The following is a 1,524-nucleotide window of genomic DNA, read 5'->3' as shown; positions in this document are numbered from 1 at the left end:
TCATCGGTGACTCCCCACGCTTCGCCGCCCCATGTCGACCTTTCGGGCCGGATCGGTTCCTCGGTCTTCCCATCGTCGCCTCGACCCGGTCGATACCGTAGGGGCGAAAGTCACCATTCCGGAACGGGCATCGTCATGGTCGATTCTCCGCGAATACCGGACCCGCGGGAGCGGAGACGGTTGATCCTGACTGCGATAGCGCGTCCGACGCTCACCGCCTTCGTCCTGGTCAGCGTCTACTTCGTGATTCCGGTCGAGCATGTCCGTAGCACCTCCGAGGTCCTGACGCTCGTCGGTGGCGGCACTGCGGTCCTGATGGTCGGCTGGTGGCAGATCCGCAGGATTCTCGCCTCCGAGTACCCGGCGGTCCAGGCCGTCGAGGCACTCACCACGATCGTGTCCGCCTATCTCGTGGTCTTCGCCACCCTTTACCTCCGCATGTCCGTGGCGGATCCGGACCACTTCACCGAACCACTGTCCCGCGTCGATGCCCTGTACTTCTGTCTGACGGTCTTCTCCACGGTGGGATTCGGGGACATCGCCGCTGTATCGGAGACCGCGCGAGCCGTCGTGTCGGTGCAGATGGTCGCAAATCTGGTCTTCCTGGCCGTCGGGATCCGATTGCTCACGGCCGCCGTGCAGTGGCGTCGTCGCAATCGTGGGGGCGAAGAGTGACCGATCACGGGACCGACCTACGCGATTCGGTGTGCCGGTCTTGATCGCCGTGATCGTCGGCGTCGGACATAGCAGCACTCTCGACGCCTTCCACGACCGCGCCCTCGAATTCGACCCGGAGTTCGCAAATCGGACAACAATTGTCGTTTTGGTACGAAAATGGACTCCCGGACTTGGCGACATGGTCCGGGATCGCGTATTAGTTGTGTCGCGTCATAAATCTGTGACGGGGGTCATGGTTTGGCGCACATGCCGGCGGGACAGCAGGGGGTCTCGCCACGACTGCTCGGTGTTCCGAGCCGAGGAAACGTTCTTATGCGTCTACCCATGTCGCCCACCGATTCGATGTTCCTTCTCGGGGAGTCCCGTGATCATCCGATGCATGTGGGCGGATTGATCCTTCTGAGTCCCCCGGACGGAGCAACCGCCGCGGATCTGGGGGCCCTGTTCACCCCCGCCGCAGAGAACGGCGAGGTCGCCCCGCTGTGGCGTAAGCGCGCGGTCCGTTCCCTGGGCACCTTCGGCCAGTGGGCATGGGAGCAGGACGTGGACTTCGACCTGGAATACCACGTCCGGCGCAACGCGCTGCCGCAACCCGGCGGCCTCGACGAACTGTGGGATCTCGTCTCCCCGTTTTGCACAGCACGCTGCTCGACCGGAGCAGACCCCCTGTGGCAGATGCACATCATCGAGGGTCTCGCGGACGGCCGTCTGGCCGTCTACACCAAGATCCACCACGCCCTCGCCGACGGCGTGGGTGCGATGAAGTTGCTGCGCCGCGCCCTGAGCCAGGACTCCGAGCGCACCGACATGCCGGCGCCGTGGGCCCCGTCCGACACGCCTGGCCGT

Annotated in this window: 2 protein-coding genes; both read left to right on the top strand. The window is 64.6% G+C overall.

Annotated features, from left to right (window positions below):
• Nucleotides 1-180: 180 nt before the first annotated feature.
• Nucleotides 181-675, top strand: a complete 495-nt coding sequence (locus tag R1101_RS0123255; RefSeq protein WP_016935582.1) for a potassium channel family protein — start codon at nt 181-183, stop codon at nt 673-675.
• A 327-nt stretch (nt 676-1,002) separates the two neighbouring features.
• A partial coding sequence (locus tag R1101_RS0123250) for a wax ester/triacylglycerol synthase domain-containing protein (protein ID WP_016935581.1) occupies nt 1,003-1,524 on the top strand: 522 nt, incomplete at its 3' end.

The organism is Rhodococcus sp. R1101, assembly GCF_000278445.1.
Taxonomy (GTDB): Bacteria; Actinomycetota; Actinomycetes; order Mycobacteriales; family Mycobacteriaceae; genus Rhodococcus; species Rhodococcus gordoniae.
The sequence above is the reverse complement of the archived record's forward strand: the minus strand, read 5'-3'. Positions and strand labels throughout refer to the sequence as shown.